We start from the raw sequence: 18672 nt of genomic DNA, 5'->3' as shown, positions 1-18672 counted from the left end.
CTGGTCTTTTGTTGGGGAGAGTAGCGATGGCTCGAAATCTTTGGCAACGTGATGAATTAATCCCAGTCCTCAATCTTTATTATCAGATCCCTTTTGGTAAGATGCATGCCCGAAATCCCCAAGTCATTGCACTAGCACAACTAATTGGGCGTACTCCAGGGGCAGTTGCCCGTAAATTAGGCAATTTTGCTAGCCTTGATCCTTCAGAGCAACAGCGTGGGATTGCTGGCTCCAGCAATATTGGTCAAGCAGATGGTATTGTCTGGAATGAATTTTATAACAATTGGGAAGCTTTAGCGTTTGAAAGTGAACAATTGTTGGCAAAATTACAGCCAGCAGCAACAACAGAGCTTGAAACAAGTTTGCTTGAACTGCCGATTGTTGAGGGTTTAGAGCGTGAACAACTGCGTCGAGTGCGCGTTAATCAACACTTTTTTCGTAACATAGTCCTTGCAGCCTATGATCAGCGTTGCTGCATTACTGGCTTAAATATTCCTAGTTTGTTGAATGCCAGCCACATCGTCCCTTGGGCACATGCCGCCGAACAACGAGTCAATCCGCATAATGGGCTATGTTTGAACGCCTTGCATGATCGGGCTTTTGATCGCGGTTTGGTCACGATTACGCCTGATTATCAAATTCAGGTTGCCTCAACCCTCATCAAATCCTCAGCTAACTCAGCTACAAACGATCTATTATTGGCCTACGATCGACGGCAAATTGAACTGCCTGCACGATTTCAGCCTGATCCAGCCTTTTTGCGCTACCACAATCAACATATTTTCCAAGGCTAGGATGTAAATATGGGAGCACGTGATTATGACCATGCGCCAGCAATTAGCCCAACAATATGGCACCAGCAATAATCTGCAAGCCCGCATCGCGATTCACGAGCGATTTAGCACCAATCCCCAAGATTGGGTCGAGTGGCTGTGGGATGTCATGCAATTGCCCAGCCAAGGCCGAGTTTTGGAGCTTGGCGGCGGCACTGGGCGTTTGTGGCACGAGCATCGCCACGATTTAGGCCAATTGCAGATTAGCTATAGCGACCATTCGCTGGGCATGGTACAAACCGCCAAAAATCAACTTGCCGATCTAGCTCAATTGAATTTTAGCCAGGTCGATGCCCATTATTTGCCATTTACGGATGCCTCATTTGATGTGGTGATTGCCAATCATATGCTCTACCACGTTGCCGACCAACCTCTAGCCTTGGCCGAAATTCGGCGGGTACTCAAACCAAATGGCCTGTTTTTCGCCGCGACCAATGGCAATCAGCATATGCACGAAATCAAAGAACTGATTCAAGCAGTCGATCCTAGCGCCGATGTTACGCCGTTTAGCCTGAGTTTTACACTCGAAAATGGTGTTGCTTTGCTCCAAAGTCAATTTGAGCAGGTTGAAATGATCAAATTCGAGAATAATTTAGCTGTAACTGAAGTTGAGCCAATCGTCGAGTATGTGCGTTCGACCCAACGCTTGAGTGAGGAGCATTTGGCAGTTTGTCGCGAGTTGGTCAGCGACCAATTGGCGGCCAATCAAGGCCTATTTCCAATCCAAAAATCAGTCGGTTTATTTGTGTGTCGCTAAAATAAGAGCGCCGTGATCGCCTAAAAACGATCACGGCGTTGTTGTACGCACCATTGCGCACCTCCTATTTAGGCTTGTTCTTGCTGCGGAACTAAGGTCAACAAGGCTTTGGAACGCAAACCGAGTAAGGCTGAAATCACACAGGCCAAGCCACCAATTCCAGTTGCGATTGGCGTGCCCCAATGTTCAGCCACAAAGCCAGCCTGCAAACTACCAACCAAGCCCAAGCCCACCAAGGTCATCACATAAAAGCCCATCACGCGCCCACGCAGCCGATCGATCGCCGTGGTTTGCAAAATCGTGTTGGCGGTAGCCAAAAAGCTAACCATCGAAAAGCCTGTAAAAGTCATAATTGGCAGCGCCAACCAAAACGAGCGGTTAAAGGCTAGCAAACAGATACCTAGGCCAAAACCAAGCGCCCCATTCAGCAATAATTTGCGCCGATCAGTTTGGGCATTCGTGCGAGCAACCCGCAGCGCCGCCAGCAACGCACCGATGCCGTTTGCCACCATCATCGCGCCCAAACGGGTTGAACCTTCAGGGATGAGCGGCGTAACCAAAATTTGGTCGGCAAAAATCGGCAGCAGCGAGGTATAGCCAAAACCCAAAATACTTGGCACAAGCACCAACACCAAAATGATTCGAATTAAGGGCGTTTGTAACGAATAGCGTGCGCCATCCATAAAATCGCTGACTGATGAGCTGTTGCTTTTGCGAGGTGCTGGCGCAATCAAACCTGTCATCATCATCAAACCAATGAGCACAGCGATAAAACTCAAGCCATTCAGCAGAAAGGCCCAAGCCAAGCCTACTGCGCTCACCAACATTGCGGCAACGGCTGGCCCAATCGCCCGTGCACCATTGAAAATCGAGGCATTCAGGCCAATCGCATTCATCAGATCATCACGATTGCCAATCATTTCTGAGGTGAATGCTTGACGCGCAGGCATATCGACGGCATTAACTACCCCATTGACCAGCGCTAAAGCCAACACATGCCAATATTGCACGCTATCGCTAAACGTTAAAATTGCCAAGATCAACGATGAAATCATTGCGCCCATTTGCGCCCAAAACACCACCCAGCGCTTGGAATAGCGATCAACCACCACGCCCATAAATGGCGAGAGCAAGAGCACTGGCAATGAGGTTAATGCAGCAACCGTGCCCATGGCAAAGGCCGAACTGGTTAGTTGATAGACTAGCCATTGCAATGCTAGCGATTGCATCCATGAGCCAATCAGCGAAATAAGTTGGCCAAACCAAAATAAGCGAAAATTGCGGTGGTTCAGCGCTCGAAACATATACGGCCATTGCCGTGGAATATGCAAAGTTTGAGCTAAAGTTCGTTTTTCAAGCATCTGTCGGCTTCCTGTCTAAGCAGTAATGGGTTTATCATATCACGATATGCTAATTTTTGCATACAACTATAGAATGAATAACCGCCCATTATTCCTATTCAGGGGGCTAGGCATGAGCAAACCCATGGTTAAATTGCTTCAGCCATGGGTTCAATCCAGAAATGACTATTTTACGAAAAAGCTGGTTATTTGATTGAGGTAACCGAGGAAATATTTAGGCTTCGCGGCGAGTCAGCAAAAAAACGCCTAAGCCAACCACAAAACTAGCGATGGCCTTGCCCAAATCGCCAAGTGGCATATCACCGCGCATCACAGGCACACCGAGCGCCGCGCCCATCCATGGAAACCAAGCAGGGAGCACCAAAAGTCGTTTCAAGCGGGCTGAAATACGCTCGTGCGTCCGAATCCAATGGACGGTAGCCAACCAGCCAATCACTGCCACCACTAAAAGAACGATGATAAAACTGCTTGATGAAGCCATGGGCAACCCTTTATCTATCTTGACAATAATCGTGCTATCTATTGTAACAAAGGCTTGGGCAAAAAATCGCTGCTAATTGTCCTGTTTTGGTGAGAAGATGGTTAATCCTTGGGGGTATCTGCAAAATGATCCACGAAGAACACGAAGAACACGAAGCGCTAAAACCAAGTTATAAATCCAAAGAATGCTCAGCTGTTTTTGCCACAAACTTGCCGGATTAGCTTCAGATTCCCAAACATTTAATCCCTTCACATTGTGGCATCGCATTAATCCTAGCACCTTCATCCTTCATAATTCATCCTTCATCCTTTACTCATGGCACAGCTTTTGCTTTTACAGAACAGCAGATGACAGACACGCTTATGAATATCAAATCTAGGAGGAAATGCAATGGAATTCTCAGTTATCGGCTTATTGTTGATGTTGTTGATTGCCGCAGTTTGTGGTGCAGCTGGTCAAGCGATTGCTGGCTATAGCATGGGTGGTTTGTTGGCCTCAATCGGGGTCGGCTTTATCGGCGCATTGCTCGGCTCATGGCTGGCTGCCAACTTAGGTTTACCCGAACTTTTGACCCTCGATATCGAAGGCAAGCCCTTCCCAATTATCTGGTCAATTATTGGCGCAACCTTATTTGCTTTGGTCATTTCGTTTATGCGGGCACCTCGTCGCCGTCGCATCTAAAAACCGATTAAGCTAAAACAAACTTCAAGCGTTCTGTCGTCATACGACAGGACGCTTTTTTGATTGTTGGCAGAAATGAGCGTTTGATGAGTTTAGGCGTTCAAGCGAACGCTGGTAACTCAAAAACTCGTTTTATGTCATGCTAAAAGTTGTCAAAAGTAGACGAGACCGCTATACTGCCGTATGTGATGTTTGCTGTGGATGCCGCAAATATCAACGTTTCGGCGGAGGTTCTGGATGGCTGGCCCGTTGGTTTTGCAAGTTGGTGATTGTACGGTTGCTTGTTCGTATGCATTGCCGCATCAGCGTGGCGATGCCTTGCTGCAAACCCGTTTGCGTAGCGTCTTTGCCGACGAAACGCTTGTCCATAACGAAGGCTTAGATGGTGAAGCAACTGAGGATTTTCTCAAACGCTACGATCGCACGATGGCTCGCTATCCCGAAATCGATCTGATTATTGTGCGGTATGGCGTGAATGATCGGAAACGCTATGGGATTGGGCCATTTGAAGCCAAATTAATCGAGCTTTGCGATTTGTTCGAGCGTGATTATCCCCAAGCCAAAATCATCTTGGAAACTGGGATTTACGTCGATTACCCAGCCCATTATGCCTTTGATCGTAACTCTAAGCTTGAGCCAGTCTATCGGATGATCGCCAAACTTGCCCAGCAGCGTGGCTATGCACTAGTCGATATTTTCGAGCGCATGAAACGCGAAACCCAACAAGGTAACTGGGATTTACGGGCGCGGGGCTTTGGCTCAGTCGATGAGGATTTTCCGGTATTGGGGCCAGCACTTGATCATATTCATGGCCATGATGTGCGTTGGTTTACCAATATTCACCCAAATATCCAAGGCATCCAAACGATTGTTGATGAAGAAATCTCCGTAATTACCCAAACCTGGCCAACTGGGTTGCGGGCAATAGCGTGAGGAGTATTATGCAGCAGGTTCCTTCGACGCATGTGCGTCATCCAATGTGGCCAATTTATCTCTGCGTTGCGGTTACTGCCCTTGGAATTGGGATCATCAACCCGTTGATTCCGCATTTGCTTGAACAAAATGGCGCTGATGAATTTATCGTGGGCTTAAGCACTAGTGTGATGTTCGCCAGCCTTGTGCTAACGGGCATGCCGATTGGCCGCACAATCGATAAATTTGGCATTCGACTCTTTTTGATCGTTGGTTTAATTTCCTACACCGTTGCCATGCTGGCAATGCCATGGACAAATAATATCCCGCTCTTTTTTATGTGGCGGATTTTCGAGGGGATTGGCTGGTCGTGCGTTTGGACTGCCGCTGAAACCTATGTCAGTCGGGTTAGTTCGCCTGCGCAGCGGGGGCATAATACGGCAGTTTATGGAATGTCGCTGGCCAGTGGTACGGCAGCTGGCCCAATTATTGGCACAGCAGTTTATGAATGGACCAAAAATCCTGTCCATCCATTTTTAGTAGCCGTCGCTGCGGCAATCGTGGCAACCGTGATTGTGGTGCTCGTTGTGCCAGAGCCACATGTGGCGCATACTGAGCATGAAAGTGGCGGGGTGAGCTTTAAAATCACTCGTCCATTAATTTTGCCTCTGGCAATTGCCTTCCTCTATGGCTATGGCACGTTGTCGTTAGTTTCATTGCTGCCAACCCTCAACTACAGCAACTGGGAGCTTGGCACGCTAATTTCGGTAACCGTCATTGCCAACATTGTGGCTCAGGTGCCAATTGGGCGAATGCTTGATCGCTATGGCTATCGGCCATTGCTGATTGGATCGTTATCGCTCCTTTCGGCGGCAGCTTTGTTCTCGACCCTGCACCCACCATTTTTGCTAACCCTGTTTCTCGGGATGTTGCTGGGAGCCTTCGCTGGAACGCTCTACCCAATTGGTTTAGCGGTATTGGCGGCACGCGTTCCACCAGCCAAATTAGGTGGGGCAAGCGGTATGTTTACGGTTTGTTATGGGCTTGGCAGTTTTGTTGGGCCGGCGTTAACTGGCGGCGTTATGGCCATGGTTGGCGATAAACATAGCGATCAAGCGCTGTTTGGCACGATTGGCTGTTTGGTGCTAGCCCTCTTAGGTTTAATGATGACGGGGATCGATCGAGTCAACGTCAAAGAGGAACATCCGGTTAGTGTGGCTTCAAGTGGTATCAAGCCACCAATGTAGTTAGGCTAGGTAGAAGATTCAAAGGCTGGCGTGTTGCCAGCCTTTTTTGTTAGGCCAAAATATCAAAGTTAAACAAAAAACTCAGCAAAATTGCTGAGTTTTGTTGGCTGGCGGACCAGGATTCGAACCTAGATAAACAGTGCCAAAAACTGTTGTCCTACCTTTAGACGATCCGCCATCACCGAGTTATCTTCAACGCTTCCGTTGACTTTGATAGTATAGCATAGCTGCTACTTTTTTGCAAATCGGGCGAAGGTCGTAGATTTATAAGCCATCAGTCATTGCAAAACTTGGGCCGAAATTGCTTGCTTGAGCATGCCAGAAAACGCTGGCTTGTGTATCTAAGTAGGGCAATCTTGGCTTTTGGTGCTCCAATTGCGAGGCGGCTATGCAGCGATTTGTTTGGCTATTGATGATGATTGGTTGGCTCTGGCCACAACCAATACTGGCCCAAATCAGCCCAACTCAGGTGGTGCTCAACGAGTTTTTGGCGATTCCGATCAGCGGCAGCGAATTTGTCGAGTTGTACAATCCAACCCAAAGCACCATCGATTTAAGTGGTTGGGCGGTTGATGATATCGAAGGTGGCAGCAGCCCTAAAATCTTGCCAACGCCCACCCTGCTTGAACCAAACGCTTGGCTGGTTGTTTCGCTGAGCAATGTGTTGAATAATAGCGGCGATCAGGTGCGTTTGCTCAATCCTACGGGTCAGGTTATCGACCACTACAGCTACACCAGTGCTAGTGCAGGCCTATCGTGGAGCCGCATGCCCGACGGTGCTGGCTCATGGCAAGCAGCAACTACGCCAACTCCAGGCAGTGCAAATAGCCAAACCACGCCAACCACAATCCCTACCAACACGGCTACAACAGTTCCTCCCAGCACAAGCACAGTTATAGTTCAACCAACCAACCCGCCCTCACCCCAACCTAGCCCAACAAGGTTGCCAACCTCAATTCCAGTACCAAGCCAGACCCCAACGGCCACACCGAATCCATCGCTCATTCGGATCAACGAATTAATGGCAGCGCCAAGCAGTGGCAAAGAATGGGTCGAGCTATACAATGCTGGCGATCAAGCGATCGATTTGCATGGTTGGCAGCTTGATGATGCCGCTGCTGGAGCCAACCCAATCCTGCTTGAAGCAATTATTCAGCCCACAAGTTGGCTGGTCATTTCAATGACCAATGTTTACAACAATAGTGCTGATGATGTGCGTTTATTTGATCCAACTGGTCAATTGATCGATGCTTTTAGTTATCACGCCACCATCAGCAATCGTACTTGGGCCAGAATTCCCGATGGCACAGGAGCTTGGGCGGCCAATCGAGCACCAAGTTTGGGTCAAAGCAATCCGGCTGATCTGCCAATTACACCAACTCAAGCACGGATTGTGATCAACGAAGTGATGAGTCAACCCTTGACTGGCACCGATTGGATTGAACTCTACAATCTCGGCCCAGAGCCGCTTGATGTGCAAGGCTGGAAAATTGACGACCAGCTTGAGGGTGGCGGGGCAGCCCAAACCATCCAATATTCAACGATCATTAGCCCCAATTCATTCTTGGTTATTTCAGTTGGTACGCTGTTGAATGCTGAATTGGATAGTGTGCATTTGATTACCAATCAAGGCATTATCACCGATAGCCTTGAGTACGCCAGCAGTCTGAGTGAACGCACTTGGAGCCGTTTGCCCGATGGGATTGGCCCATGGCAAGCAGCCTCGCGATCTACTCCAGCCAACAGCAACCGCCAAAATCCCAGCCTTGAACCAAATCAACTCCTGATCAATGAGGTCTTAGCATGGCCAAGCGCTGGCGAGGAATTTGTCGAAGTATATAACGCTAGTAGTAATGCGATCGATTTGAGTGGTTGGTGGCTTGATGATCAAGCTAATGCTGGGGGTGTGCCGATTCGGATCGCCGACGACACCTTGATCGAGCCACGCAGTTGGCACACCATCTACAGCAGCAATTTGTTGAATGATAACGGCGACATAGTGCGCTTACTCGATTATCGCTTGCAAGAATATACTGTTTGGAGTTATAGCTCAGCTTTACCAGGTTTGTCGGCGGGGCGTTGGCCTGATGGCGGCCTGAGTTGGCACAACGGCATGAGAATCAGCCCTAATTATCGTAATCGTGAGTTGGCAGCAATTCCCACAGGCCTTGTGATCAACGAAATCTCGCCGCTTGGCAATGAATGGCTCGAACTGTATTCTACAAATGCTCAAACCATTGATTTGAGTAGCTGGAGCATCAGCGATAGTTCGGGCACAAGCATCAGAATTGCTGCCAATACCCGTATCACTCAAGGCCAATTTTTAACGATCACGCTGAGTAGTTTGCTCAACGATAGTGGCGATAACGTTGAACTAGCGATGGCTGATGGTCGGGTCGTTGATCAATTAAGCTATACCAAGCCGCTCGCAAACAGCACTTGGAGCCGCATTCCCGATGCTGGGAGTTGGCAGAATAATGCTCCGGCCACGCCTAATCAGCCCAATCGTGCGCCGCAACCAACCGCCATCCCAACAACCAAAACGCCGAAACCAACAGCGACACCGAAACCTACCAGCACGCCCAAAGCCAGCGCCAAGCCAAAAATTGCCAAGCCAAAACCGACTGCTCAGCCAACCAGCGCATTGCAAGCGAATTATCCATCACTGCAGATTAACGAAATTGTGCCAGCCCCACGGGCCATCGATTGGAACGCTGATGGCGAGAATAATAGCAGCGATGAATGGATTGAACTATATAACCCAAATAATGTTCAGGTCGATTTAACTGGTTGGCAGTTGGATGATACCGCTGATGCTGGCTCGCGATCATGGCGCTTCCCCGCTGGAATGCGCATCGCCGCCCAAGGATATCTGGTGATTTTTGCCAGCCAAAGCAAACTAAGCCTCACCAATACTGGCGAAGAGGTGCGCTTGCTTCAACCAAATGGAGTGGTGATCGATCGGGTTAGCTATGCCAAATTGGCTTATGATCAAAGTTGGGGTCGGCATCCAAGCAATCAACAATGGCAACTTTTTGAACAACCCAGCCCGCAGCAAGCCAATAATTCGGTGCAGCTCAAACCAAGCAAAACCTTCAGTCTGCGCGAAGCTCAGCAAGCGCCAATCGATAGCCACGTTGTGGTTGAAGGCGTGGTCAGTGCTGAACTCAATTTGTTTCGGCAACGGGCGTTTTATTTGCAAGATGCTAGCGCTGGAATCTTAGTATTTATCAGCAATAACGTCGCCTTGCCTCAACTACGCCAAGGCATGCACCTACGAATTCAGGCCAAAGTTGGCAGCTATCATCAAGAACCACAGTTGATTGTGGCTGATGCCGCTGATCTCAACATTATTAAAAATCAAGCCAATTTAGTCATTCATAGCCCGCAGAAGCTAGAACAAGCCAATCTTGGACAGTTGGTTAAATTGCCATTACGCTATAAACAACGCCATGCCGATAGTTTATTGGTCGAATTTGGCTCTCAGACCTTGCAAATACGTTTGGCTCAAGGCCAAAGTTTGCCGCAATTGCCAACATCAACCCAATTGAATGCCACAGGAATTATTAGCCGCTATGATGATGTTTGGCGATTGCAAGTACGCCAAGTTGCCGATTTGGGTTTACCGCAACGGTTGCCAGCGACCAGCCAACCAAACTTGCCAACGTTCTGGCCTTGGCTGCTTGGCTTGCTTGGGCTTGGTTGGCTGATTCGGTATTATGGCGTTACTGGCGGGCTATTTCCCAAACGAGGTGTTTTAATTCAGGCAAAATCAACGATTGCATGGCCAAACGCACCGCTCCCGACGAGCCAGGCATACAAAAAACCAAGGTTCGGCCAGCGATGCCCGCGATCGCGCGTGAAAGCATGGCTCCTGCGCCAATCTCGTTGTAGGAAAGCATGCGAAAAATTTCGCCAAACCCAGGCAATTTTTTATCAAGCAACGGGGCAATCGCTTCAATCGTGGCATCGCGACGGGCAATCCCAGTACCACCATTGGTTAAAACAGCGTCGCAATCGCTCCGTGCAATGCACTGTTGCACAAACTCAGCAACCTGATCTGGTTCATCGGGAATAATGCGATATTCGACCACTTGAAAGCCTGCGGCAGTTAATAATTCCTGGGCCAGCGCCCCACTTTTATCGGTTTCGCTGGTTCGTGTATCGCTAATGGTAATAATTGCACAGCGCACTGGTACTTGATGTTGTGCCGCTGCCTCAGCATGATCATTGTAGCCCATACGACCTCCTTCATTAAATCGGGCATTCTGCCTATCGTAGCGCATTTGCTCAAAGCTGGCTATAGGGTGATAATCAAGCCAAGTATGTCCAAGGAGTCGTCATGGATCAGATAGGTCGTCGAACGGTAACCAGTTTATCAGTAGGCTTGGTGGCGATTGTGATTTTGTTGGTCACGATTGGTCAACAACCTAGTGCAGGTCAAGTTGCTAACAATAAGCCAAATCAAGCGCAAGCCCAAGTTAGTGGTATTTTATTTTTGCGCAATCCCGCTCAGCAAGCTGAATTGTGGCGGTCGGATGCAAATGGTCAAGGGCAGCAATTACTTGTGCCACAAGTTAGCGATTATAGCCTTAGCCCCGATGGGCGCAAAGTCGCCTATGCCACTCAAGCCGAAGCCCAACCAAGCCGCATCGAAATGTTTGATCTGACCCAAAATCAGGTGATTACGAGCACAGGTTCGGCTGATTGGACTGGCTATACGCCAAATTGGTCGCCTGCTGATGGCGTGATTGTCTATGAACGACGCACAATTAGCACTGGCGGAGTTGGTTCGCCCAAACTTTGGTTGATGCAGCCCGATGGAACCCAAGTTAGTCCAGTGGTTAAAGGCGGCGATGTGGTTACCTTTGGCGCACATTGGTCGAATGCTGGACGTTTGCTAGGCTTTACCGATCCGTTACGCAACGAATTGGTTTTATTTGATTTTAGCGATGTGTTGCGGCGCATTCCATTTAGCGGCGATTTTGATTGGTCGCCCGATGATCAGCGTTTAGTAATTAGTGTATTGCGGGAGTCGCAAGCAGGGTTTCGCAACGAATTAATCCTATTTGATCTGGCAACTGAGCAACAAACGCCCTTGACTAGCCAAACTGATACTGATGATTTTACCCCCGTTTGGTCGCCCGATGGCACGAAAATCGCCTTTGTGCGGCGCACCCGTGAAGTACCTCGCGGCGAAATTTGGGTCGTTAATGCTGATGGCAGCGAACCACGGGCTATTACGGCTGGCGGCGGCTACGATAATGTTGATCCGCAATGGACTCCCGATAGCCAACAATTGCTCTGGACGCGCTTAACCGTCGGTTCGGCAAACGTACCCTCGGCAATCTGGACGGTTAATTTAGCTGAAAAATCAGAGCCTCGGGTGTTGATCGAAAATGCCACCCAAGCTCGTTGGATCGTTGAGTAGGATGATGCAAACAACAATTCATTTTCTTTCTGCCGATGGCAGCACGTTACTTGAGGGCAAATGGCTAGCGCCCAGCCAATCGCCACAATTGGTTGCCGTGTTGGCCCATCATTTTCCGCCAATGTCGAATATGGATCAGCGGGCGATTTTCGCGACCTTCAAGGTGTTGCGCGACCGTGGTTGGGGGATTTTGCGCTACAACTCGCGTGGAGTTGGCCAAAGCCAAGGTGAATTTAGTGGCGGCCCAGGTGAAGATCTCGATTTGCAGGCAGCCTTGGCCGAAGCGCGTCAACGTGCACCGCAAGCTCAAATCTGCTTAATTGGCTGGTCGTTTGGCGCACAATTGGTATTACGGGTGATGGCCAGCGACCCAACGATTCGCGCAACCGTGGCAGTTACGCCCAACCCTGTTGGTTTGCAGGAGAGTGCTCAAGGCCAGCATGGACCATTATTGGCAATCGTCGCCGAGCGCGATCAATTTTTCGATTTGATTGAAACGCGCACGGCCTTTGAACAAGCGACCGAGCCAAAAAGCTGGCATCTACTCAAATGGGCTGATCATTATTATCTAACCCGTGAAGATGAAGTTGCGCAATTCACGGTCGATTGGCTCGAACAAGCGGTTAAATAACAACACGGAGCAGTTTATCCTGCTCCGTGTTATTCAGCAAAACTAAACTAGGGTGCGCCAGCGCTCCACATACGGGCTGCGCTCGATCCAGAGTGCACCCGCCCAAACCGCAAACAAAAGAATTGCTGCGATTGGAATTGTATTGAGCGGAATTTCTGGCATAAGGGTCATTTGGAAACTGATCAAAGCCCCAGCATAAAACATAATCAAGGTTCCAACTGTGGCAACCAAGGCATTCACGCGATAGGTTATACCAAGATCGATGGCTAGAGCTGTACCAATCATAAATAATGGTACAAACGATGGTGGAAACTCGATGCCACGTAAAATATAGAACGAGACAACCCGATAGATCAGATAACTGCCTGCAACCAAGGTTGCCGTCCAGCGCCCACGCATAATCAGGCGAGCAGCCACCAACACCAACACCAACGAAGTGATCAACCATAGTGGGTAGAGCCATGTTGGTACAGGAATGGCAAAGCGCTCAGGGTTGGCTCCGGCTTCAAGCAACAATTCCGCATCAGCATAGGGCTTGCCAATTCGCATCGCTTCGATTGCCGTTACCCCATATTCTTGTTGACCCAAGGGAAATAGGAAATCTTCGAGCAAAAAGGCCCAGAAGCCAATCCCAAAAACTGTTTTAATTGAGCTTTCAGGGGTGAGCAGTAACCAGCCACGCAACACGCCCAGCAACATCACCGCCGTACCAAGATAGAGTAAGGCATGAGTTGGGCTCCAACTCGTAATGTCGAGGCCAAACAAACGGTGGTTGATCAAATCCAAGGGAATTGCAATCAGAAAGATCGAAATCCCCGCCTGCATCAAGCGCAATGTCAGCCGATCAACCCCATAACCCGTCCAGGTATGAAACATCACCAGCATAATCACGATAATCGTGCCAACCGTGTTAATCATATGCGGTGGGGCGAGATCATCGCGCAAAAAGCGGAAGTGCCAAGCCACATCCCAGCCCGAACCCATCAATTTGAGCACAAATGCAAACAACCAAATGCCATAAATGGTGTGCAGCGCCCGCGTATTTGTCGGGCGTAGTGGTTGCCCTGGTGAACTGTAGGTTTGCCAAAGCGGCTTCACATAGCGGTCAAGATACTGGCGCATACGTGGACCCTTTCTGAATTAAAACGTGTTGAGATTCTCTCTGCATCGACGTTTACAGCGGCGTGGTTGTTGCAGACACAACAACCTTAAAAGGCGTTAATCAAGGTGTAAGCATTGATGGGCTTATTCTAGGGATTGATTAAAGGCTTGTCAATCCCTTGCAACGCAAGGTGTCATGAATCGGATTCATAATCATGATCTTGTGGCACAGCATCTGCAATGTTGTTGGTAGAAAATCGTTGTTTGAAGGAGCTAAATCGCCATGGATAAACGCTTAAAAACCCCAACTGACTTGGATACAAAAGCGACTGGACCCGTCATTGAGGCACTCAACCGCAGCTTGGCCAATTCGTTTGCCTTATACATGAAATACAAAAATTTTCATTGGCATTTGACTGGTCGCCATTTTCGCGATTTGCATTTGATGTTCGATGAGCATGCCAACCAAATTTTTGCCACAACCGATATTTTGGCCGAACGCGCTCGCCGTATTGGCGGCACATCGTTGCGCTCAATTGGCCATATCAGCGAATTGCAAACAATTGATGATAATAATGCTGAGTTTGTTGAGCCAGCCACTATGCTAACTGAGTTGGTCGGCGATAATCAAACCTTGGTGAAAAATCTGCGCAAAGCCCACGATGTTGCTGATGAGGCCAATGATGTAGCCACCGCTAGCGAGCTTGAACCAATGATCGATCAGGCCGAAAATCGAGTTTGGTTCCTTTTTGAACTTTCTCAAGAAACCAAAGGTTAAGTAAGCGAGCGAAGACATTAACAATGATGTCAAGTCAAGAATGGGCTGGGGCAATTTCCCCAACCCATTTTGATTTAAGCTCTATGTTTGGCCAAAGCCAGATACATTTTAAACTCATACCAGCCCATCACCAAGGCCAAAAGCATGCCCAACAAGCCATCGCGATAGCCGCCCCACGTGATATAGCGCCGCCAAATCGCCCGCAATGGCTGCAAAATATAGTTTTGGGGCTTGACGCGCACGCCATTACGATAGAGCGTGGCAGCCTCGGCTTGCGCATAACGCTGCTGTTTTTCGCGCAATTCGGCCCACGATTCTATGTTAATATGCTCAAGATGTTGGGTTAAGCGACCTTTGAGGCCATCTAAAATGACTAATTCATGGACTAAACGGCTGGTCTCGTACTGGGCTTTGCTGCGCTGCAATAAACGCAACTGATGGTCAGGATACCAACCACCGCCGCGCAAAGCTCGCCCCCAATAGCGATTGAAGCGCGGAATCCAGTAGCCAGCATATTCAGGTTGGCCTTGCAAAAGCTGGCGAATTTCATGCTGTAAGTTGCGGGTTATCCGCTCATCAGCATCTAAAAACAAAACCCAATCGCCTTGGCATTCGGCCAAAGCACGATTACGCTGCGCCGGAAACGACTCAAAAACCACTTCGACCACGCGTGCTCCAGCTTGCAGGCAAATTTCAGCGGTGCGGTCGCGGGTACGCGGGTCGAGCAAGACCACAATTTCAGCGGCCAAATCGCCGATTGAGGCCAACGCGGCCCCGATATGGCGCTCTTCATCACGAGCAATAATAGCAACAGATAACAACATATTAGCGTGGCTGCTTCTTGCGAATCAAAAAGGCAATACTTGTAACGAATAAGAAAATTGAGCTAAGAAACATCACCAACAAACCGCTGCCCATTTCACTACCAACATCGCTGACTGCGGCCCCTAAAACAATAATGCCACTACAGCAAAAGGCAATAATTGCAACAATCAGATTTAAAACGCCCCACAGATTGCGCCGTTTAAAATAGGCCAACATGCCTATGAGTATCCCCAAACCTGCACAAATCGGAATCCCATAGAGAATGGCAATCACTGCTTGATAATTATCCATATCTTGCGAACTGGGTTCGTTGGCATAACTCAGCACTTGAAATAAGTTTTCAGTAGTCGCGTTTGTGTCGATCATCGGCAGAAATGCCCCAACCAAAATAGCCAAGGCACTCACAATCATCAAGATTGCGGGAATACTGCCATTAGCCGCAGGAATCGCCGCATAGCCCGCTTGGTTGGGCACTGCATAGCCGATCGGCGCTTGGCCATAATTTGCTGGCGGCATTTGGCCATACTGTTGGGGTTGGCTATAGCCCTGCTGCGGGTAGGCATTGGGTTGGGCTGGCGGGCCATAATTCGGCTGAACTGGCGCTGGCGGGCCATAGTTTGGCTGAGCGGCTGGCACTTGCGCCGGATTGATCGCTTGAGTTTTATCAACTGGACTAGCCATTGGTGGTAAGTTGGGCAAGGCCATGGTTTTATCAACGGCAGCAGGTTGCGTGATTGTCGCACCACACGAGGTACAAAAACGGCTGCTATCGGCCACAGCGGCGGAACATTGAGGACATTGCATCGCGTTTCCTTTCATTTTCTGGTCAAGAATTGAAATAGTGTACTTGTGGTGATCAAAGTAAAACTACCAAACAAGCCAATCCAAAGGCCAAAGCCAGGGCTATACCCGGAATCGTTGAATAAGCTGCCAGCCCCAAAGGTTGCCAAGATTGCCAGACCAGCCATGCCACACAGCAGCGTACCCATGGCCCAACGCCGATTTTTGGTAATCATGCAACTGATGCTGAACAATAATGCCAGCAAGCCCACGATCGCATAGCCATAACTGAGGCTTGCCCACAAAGCTGGCCATTCAGTGCTCGGTTGGCGGATACTGCTAAGCATGCGAAAACTTTGACCATCACTGGCTCGTTGAGCTAGGCCTAGTCCGAGTGCAGCCAGCATCAGGATCGCATCTAAAAACATTGAAGAGCCAAACGCCTGGAGGCTGATACTGTTTTGTGCTTGGTGCTGCCTGAGCGATTTGCCGCAATAGGGGCAATTATCACTCACCATCGGAATCGTCATGGCGCAGTGGGGACATTGCATCGCTTCCTCCTTGCTTAGTTGGCGATTTGTGGTCGAGTAAGGTAGCGGAACAAAAAGCCACTGATTAATAAGCCAACTCCTCCAATTACCATGAACCAAAAACCTTCGCCATAGCTCGCACCTTTGATTTCAGACCGAAAGAAAACCCTGACAAACATCAAAGTAGTTCCCGCAATGGTTGTAGCGCCTGTTGCCCAGATTTGGCGCAATGTCAGCGTGCTCCCAATAGCACTAATCAAAGCTATGCCCCCAATTACAACCAATGTGTAGCTCATAAAGCGCCAACGCTCTGGCCAAGGGGTAAGTTGATCGCTAGTAAAACCATCGATGGGTTTAAAGGCTTGACCAGTCTGTTCGATCTGGATTAAGGGTAAGAAAAGTGATACCAACATTAAGCTAGCTGCAAAAACCATAACTAACCCAATAACTTGAAGTTCGTTCAAACGTTGGCTTGATTTGACCAATTTTTGCCCACAATATGGGCAACTAGGTGTAGAAACTGGAATGGCCATGGCACAGCGTGGGCATTGCATAAATGTTTACTCCTCTCGTTGCATGATTTAGGCTTGAAAATAATTCCAAATAACCCGATGTGGTACTGCTCGAAACCGACCCCAATCTTGCCAATTGCCTGCAATTTCGTGATCTTCGCTGCCGCTCAGGCTTTCGAGTTGGCTGGCGAGCGTCGGCAGATCGTTCACCTGAGGAAAGCCAAAGGCCGCAACTTGCTCCGATTCATCAACAGCCCCCAAGGTGCCACCCAATTCACGCAGCAAAAAGGCAAAGGTATAAAACGTTGGGGTTGGGCTATTGGTTGGGCGATAGCTGACCGCCGCCAAAAAGCGCTCAACCTGCACATCAAGCCCGGTTTCTTCGGCGGTTTCGCGCAACAACGCCTCATAGACTGGCTCATCGTAATTGATCCCACCAGTCAATAAGCGAAAGGCTTCGGGCGGATAATAGGCTTTTCGCGCACTAATCAAGCTGCCATCAGGCCGTTGCACCACCATACAAACCTCGCCATAACGGTCGGCTTTGCCAAAGGGGGCAAAGAGGCCTTGGACAGCAAGCGCTTGCTCATCGGCGCTAGCTGGATACTGACCATCGGGCAAAACTAAGGCAACTTGGTGCAAACGGGGCATGCCAAAACGAGCGACTAAATCGGCTAATTCGGCGCTAACTGCAACCGGAAGGTGAAATTGCTCGAACATTCAACAATCTCCAGCACAAATATCCAAAATGCTAGCCTAAGTATAGAAGATTAAGTCATGGATGCGAATAGGCTTAAACAGCTTCTTGCCAACAATCTCAACTCGCAGTATAGTGCGGGCTATGACACGAGCATTAATTACTGGCGCTAATGGCTTTGTTGGCCAACATCTTGTTCGCTATTTGCAGCAAGCAACGACTTGGGAATTATGGGCCTTGGGGCGTGAAGCCCACCCACAACTCCCAACCGTGCTGGCTGATCTGCTTGATCGTTCGGCGGTAGCAACGGCGGTGGCAAATGCAGCTCCCGATGTGGTGGTGCATTTAGCGGCCCAATCAGCGATTCCCCAATCGTTTCGTGATCCCGCTGGGACATTTAATATCAATGTGCTCGGCCAATTACACCTGTTTGAAGCGATCAAGTCGGCTCAACTTGATCCAATTGTGTTGGTGGTTGGCTCGAATGCGATGTATGGCATGGCCCATCGTTCAGGTTTACCCGCCGATGAAAACACCATGCTTTGCCCAGCGGATCCGTATGCTGTTTCCAAGGCAGCCCAAGATTTGCTAGCAGGGCAATGGTGGTATAGCCATGGCCTGAAGGTGATTCGTGCTCGGCCATTTAACCATACTGGGCCTGGCCAACGGGCTGATTTTGTTGTGCCAGCCTTTGCTCACCAAATTGCTCGCATCGAAGCGGGCTTGCAGCCGCCAGTGATTCAGGTTGGCAACCTTACGCCGCAGCGCGATTTTAGCGATGTGCGTGATGTTGTCCGGGCCTATCATCTGCTGCTTGAACGAGCGCAGCCTGGCGAAATTTATAATATTGGCGTAGGTCAGAGTGTCTCAATTCAGTCAATTCTTGATCGCCTCATTGCACTCAGTGGCCAAACGATCACGGTCGAAGTTGATCCTCAACGCTTGCGTCCAGTTGATGTGCCAATTGTGGCGTGCGATGCCAGCCGTTTGCGCAGCCAAATCGGTTGGGAGCCGCAGTATCGCCTTGATGATACGCTGCGCGATATTCTAAATGAATGGCGCAGCCACGTCGCAACCGAGTTGGAGAGAGTTGGTTCCCACATTAACGAATAACA

General features: G+C 49.3%; 18 protein-coding genes, 1 tRNA gene and 1 pseudogene. 10 read left to right on the top strand and 10 right to left on the bottom strand.

Features of this window, described 5'->3' with window-relative positions; all coding sequences use genetic code 11:
- The first annotated feature begins 26 nt into the window (after positions 1-26).
- Positions 27-794 carry an HNH endonuclease gene (locus tag LCH85_19385; GenBank protein MCA0354164.1) on the top strand — a complete coding sequence of 256 codons (768 nt, stop codon included), beginning with the start codon at positions 27-29 and terminating at the stop codon, positions 792-794.
- A gap of 25 nt (positions 795-819) precedes the next feature.
- Positions 820-1590 (top strand): class I SAM-dependent methyltransferase, encoded by a 771-nt coding sequence (locus tag LCH85_19380; GenBank protein ID MCA0354163.1) that lies wholly within the window; start codon positions 820-822, stop codon positions 1588-1590.
- 68 nt (positions 1591-1658) lie between these two features.
- On the opposite strand, the gene LCH85_19375 is transcribed toward LCH85_19380, so the two are convergent.
- A complete protein-coding gene (locus LCH85_19375) occupies positions 1659-2951 on the bottom strand; it encodes an MFS transporter (protein MCA0354162.1) in 1293 nt (430 codons plus the stop codon).
- A 214-nt stretch (positions 2952-3165) separates the two neighbouring features.
- Positions 3166-3432 carry a hypothetical protein gene (locus tag LCH85_19370; protein ID MCA0354161.1) on the bottom strand — a complete coding sequence of 89 codons (267 nt, stop codon included), beginning with the start codon at positions 3430-3432 and terminating at the stop codon, positions 3166-3168.
- Positions 3433-3822: 390 nt separating this feature from the next.
- Here LCH85_19370 and LCH85_19365 point away from each other — a divergent pair, with 390 nt between their 5' ends.
- The 3 genes from LCH85_19365 (at position 3823) to LCH85_19355 (ending at position 6272) form a co-directional block, all read left to right on the top strand.
- Positions 3823-4113 carry a hypothetical protein gene (locus tag LCH85_19365; protein ID MCA0354160.1) on the top strand — a complete coding sequence of 97 codons (291 nt, stop codon included), beginning with the start codon at positions 3823-3825 and terminating at the stop codon, positions 4111-4113.
- A gap of 237 nt (positions 4114-4350) precedes the next feature.
- Positions 4351-5046, top strand: coding sequence for an SGNH/GDSL hydrolase family protein (locus LCH85_19360; protein ID MCA0354159.1), 696 nt, complete (start codon positions 4351-4353; stop codon positions 5044-5046).
- Between the two features lie 8 nt (positions 5047-5054).
- Positions 5055-6272, top strand: coding sequence for an MFS transporter (locus LCH85_19355; protein ID MCA0354158.1), 1218 nt, complete (start codon positions 5055-5057; stop codon positions 6270-6272).
- A gap of 104 nt (positions 6273-6376) precedes the next feature.
- On the opposite strand, the gene LCH85_19350 is transcribed toward LCH85_19355, so the two are convergent.
- A tRNA-Gln gene (locus tag LCH85_19350) sits at positions 6377-6450 on the bottom strand.
- Positions 6451-6687: 237 nt separating this feature from the next.
- On the opposite strand from LCH85_19350, the pseudogene LCH85_19345 reads away from it, so the two are divergent.
- Positions 6688-9249, top strand: a pseudogene (locus LCH85_19345) (lamin tail domain-containing protein).
- Between the two features lie 748 nt (positions 9250-9997).
- On the opposite strand, the gene LCH85_19340 reads toward LCH85_19345, so the two are convergent.
- Positions 9998-10513, bottom strand: coding sequence for a MogA/MoaB family molybdenum cofactor biosynthesis protein (locus LCH85_19340; GenBank protein ID MCA0354157.1), 516 nt, complete (start codon positions 10511-10513; stop codon positions 9998-10000).
- A gap of 101 nt (positions 10514-10614) precedes the next feature.
- Between LCH85_19340 and LCH85_19335 the strand changes: the two genes are divergently transcribed.
- Complete coding sequence (locus tag LCH85_19335; protein MCA0354156.1) at positions 10615-11703, top strand: DPP IV N-terminal domain-containing protein; 1089 nt, start codon at positions 10615-10617, stop codon at positions 11701-11703.
- Positions 11704-11707: 4 nt separating this feature from the next.
- Positions 11708-12334 carry an alpha/beta fold hydrolase gene (locus tag LCH85_19330; GenBank protein MCA0354155.1) on the top strand — a complete coding sequence of 209 codons (627 nt, stop codon included), beginning with the start codon at positions 11708-11710 and terminating at the stop codon, positions 12332-12334.
- A 42-nt stretch (positions 12335-12376) separates the two neighbouring features.
- Here the strand turns inward: LCH85_19330 and LCH85_19325 are convergent, their stop codons facing one another.
- Positions 12377-13456 (bottom strand): hypothetical protein, encoded by a 1080-nt coding sequence (locus LCH85_19325; protein ID MCA0354154.1) that lies wholly within the window; start codon positions 13454-13456, stop codon positions 12377-12379.
- Between the two features lie 262 nt (positions 13457-13718).
- Here LCH85_19325 and LCH85_19320 point away from each other — a divergent pair, with 262 nt between their 5' ends.
- On the top strand, positions 13719-14213 hold the full coding sequence (locus LCH85_19320; GenBank protein MCA0354153.1) for a DNA starvation/stationary phase protection protein: 495 nt from the start codon (positions 13719-13721) through the stop codon (positions 14211-14213).
- Positions 14214-14287: 74 nt separating this feature from the next.
- Here LCH85_19320 and LCH85_19315 read toward each other — a convergent pair whose 3' ends face one another.
- The 5 genes from LCH85_19315 to LCH85_19295 are packed head-to-tail and all read right to left on the bottom strand — an operon-like array spanning position 14288 to position 17580.
- Positions 14288-15037 carry a glycosyltransferase family 2 protein gene (locus tag LCH85_19315; GenBank protein ID MCA0354152.1) on the bottom strand — a complete coding sequence of 250 codons (750 nt, stop codon included), beginning with the start codon at positions 15035-15037 and terminating at the stop codon, positions 14288-14290.
- 1 nt (position 15038) lies between these two features.
- Positions 15039-15842, bottom strand: a complete 804-nt coding sequence (locus LCH85_19310; GenBank protein MCA0354151.1) for a hypothetical protein — start codon at positions 15840-15842, stop codon at positions 15039-15041.
- 11 nt (positions 15843-15853) lie between these two features.
- Positions 15854-16369: a hypothetical protein gene (locus LCH85_19305; protein ID MCA0354150.1), complete on the bottom strand. Its 516-nt coding sequence runs from the start codon at positions 16367-16369 to the stop codon at positions 15854-15856.
- 14 nt (positions 16370-16383) lie between these two features.
- Positions 16384-16881, bottom strand: a complete 498-nt coding sequence (locus LCH85_19300; protein MCA0354149.1) for a hypothetical protein — start codon at positions 16879-16881, stop codon at positions 16384-16386.
- A gap of 48 nt (positions 16882-16929) precedes the next feature.
- Complete coding sequence (locus tag LCH85_19295; protein MCA0354148.1) at positions 16930-17580, bottom strand: NUDIX hydrolase; 651 nt, start codon at positions 17578-17580, stop codon at positions 16930-16932.
- 121 nt (positions 17581-17701) lie between these two features.
- Here LCH85_19295 and LCH85_19290 point away from each other — a divergent pair, with 121 nt between their 5' ends.
- Complete coding sequence (locus tag LCH85_19290) at positions 17702-18670, top strand: GDP-mannose 4,6-dehydratase (GenBank protein ID MCA0354147.1); 969 nt, start codon at positions 17702-17704, stop codon at positions 18668-18670.
- Positions 18671-18672 lie beyond the last annotated feature (2 nt).

The sequence above is a fragment of the Chloroflexota bacterium genome, from assembly GCA_020161265.1.
Taxonomy (GTDB): Bacteria; Chloroflexota; Chloroflexia; order Chloroflexales; family Herpetosiphonaceae; genus Herpetosiphon.
Note: the sequence above shows the minus strand (reverse complement) of the source record. Positions and strands in the feature narration are given on the sequence as shown.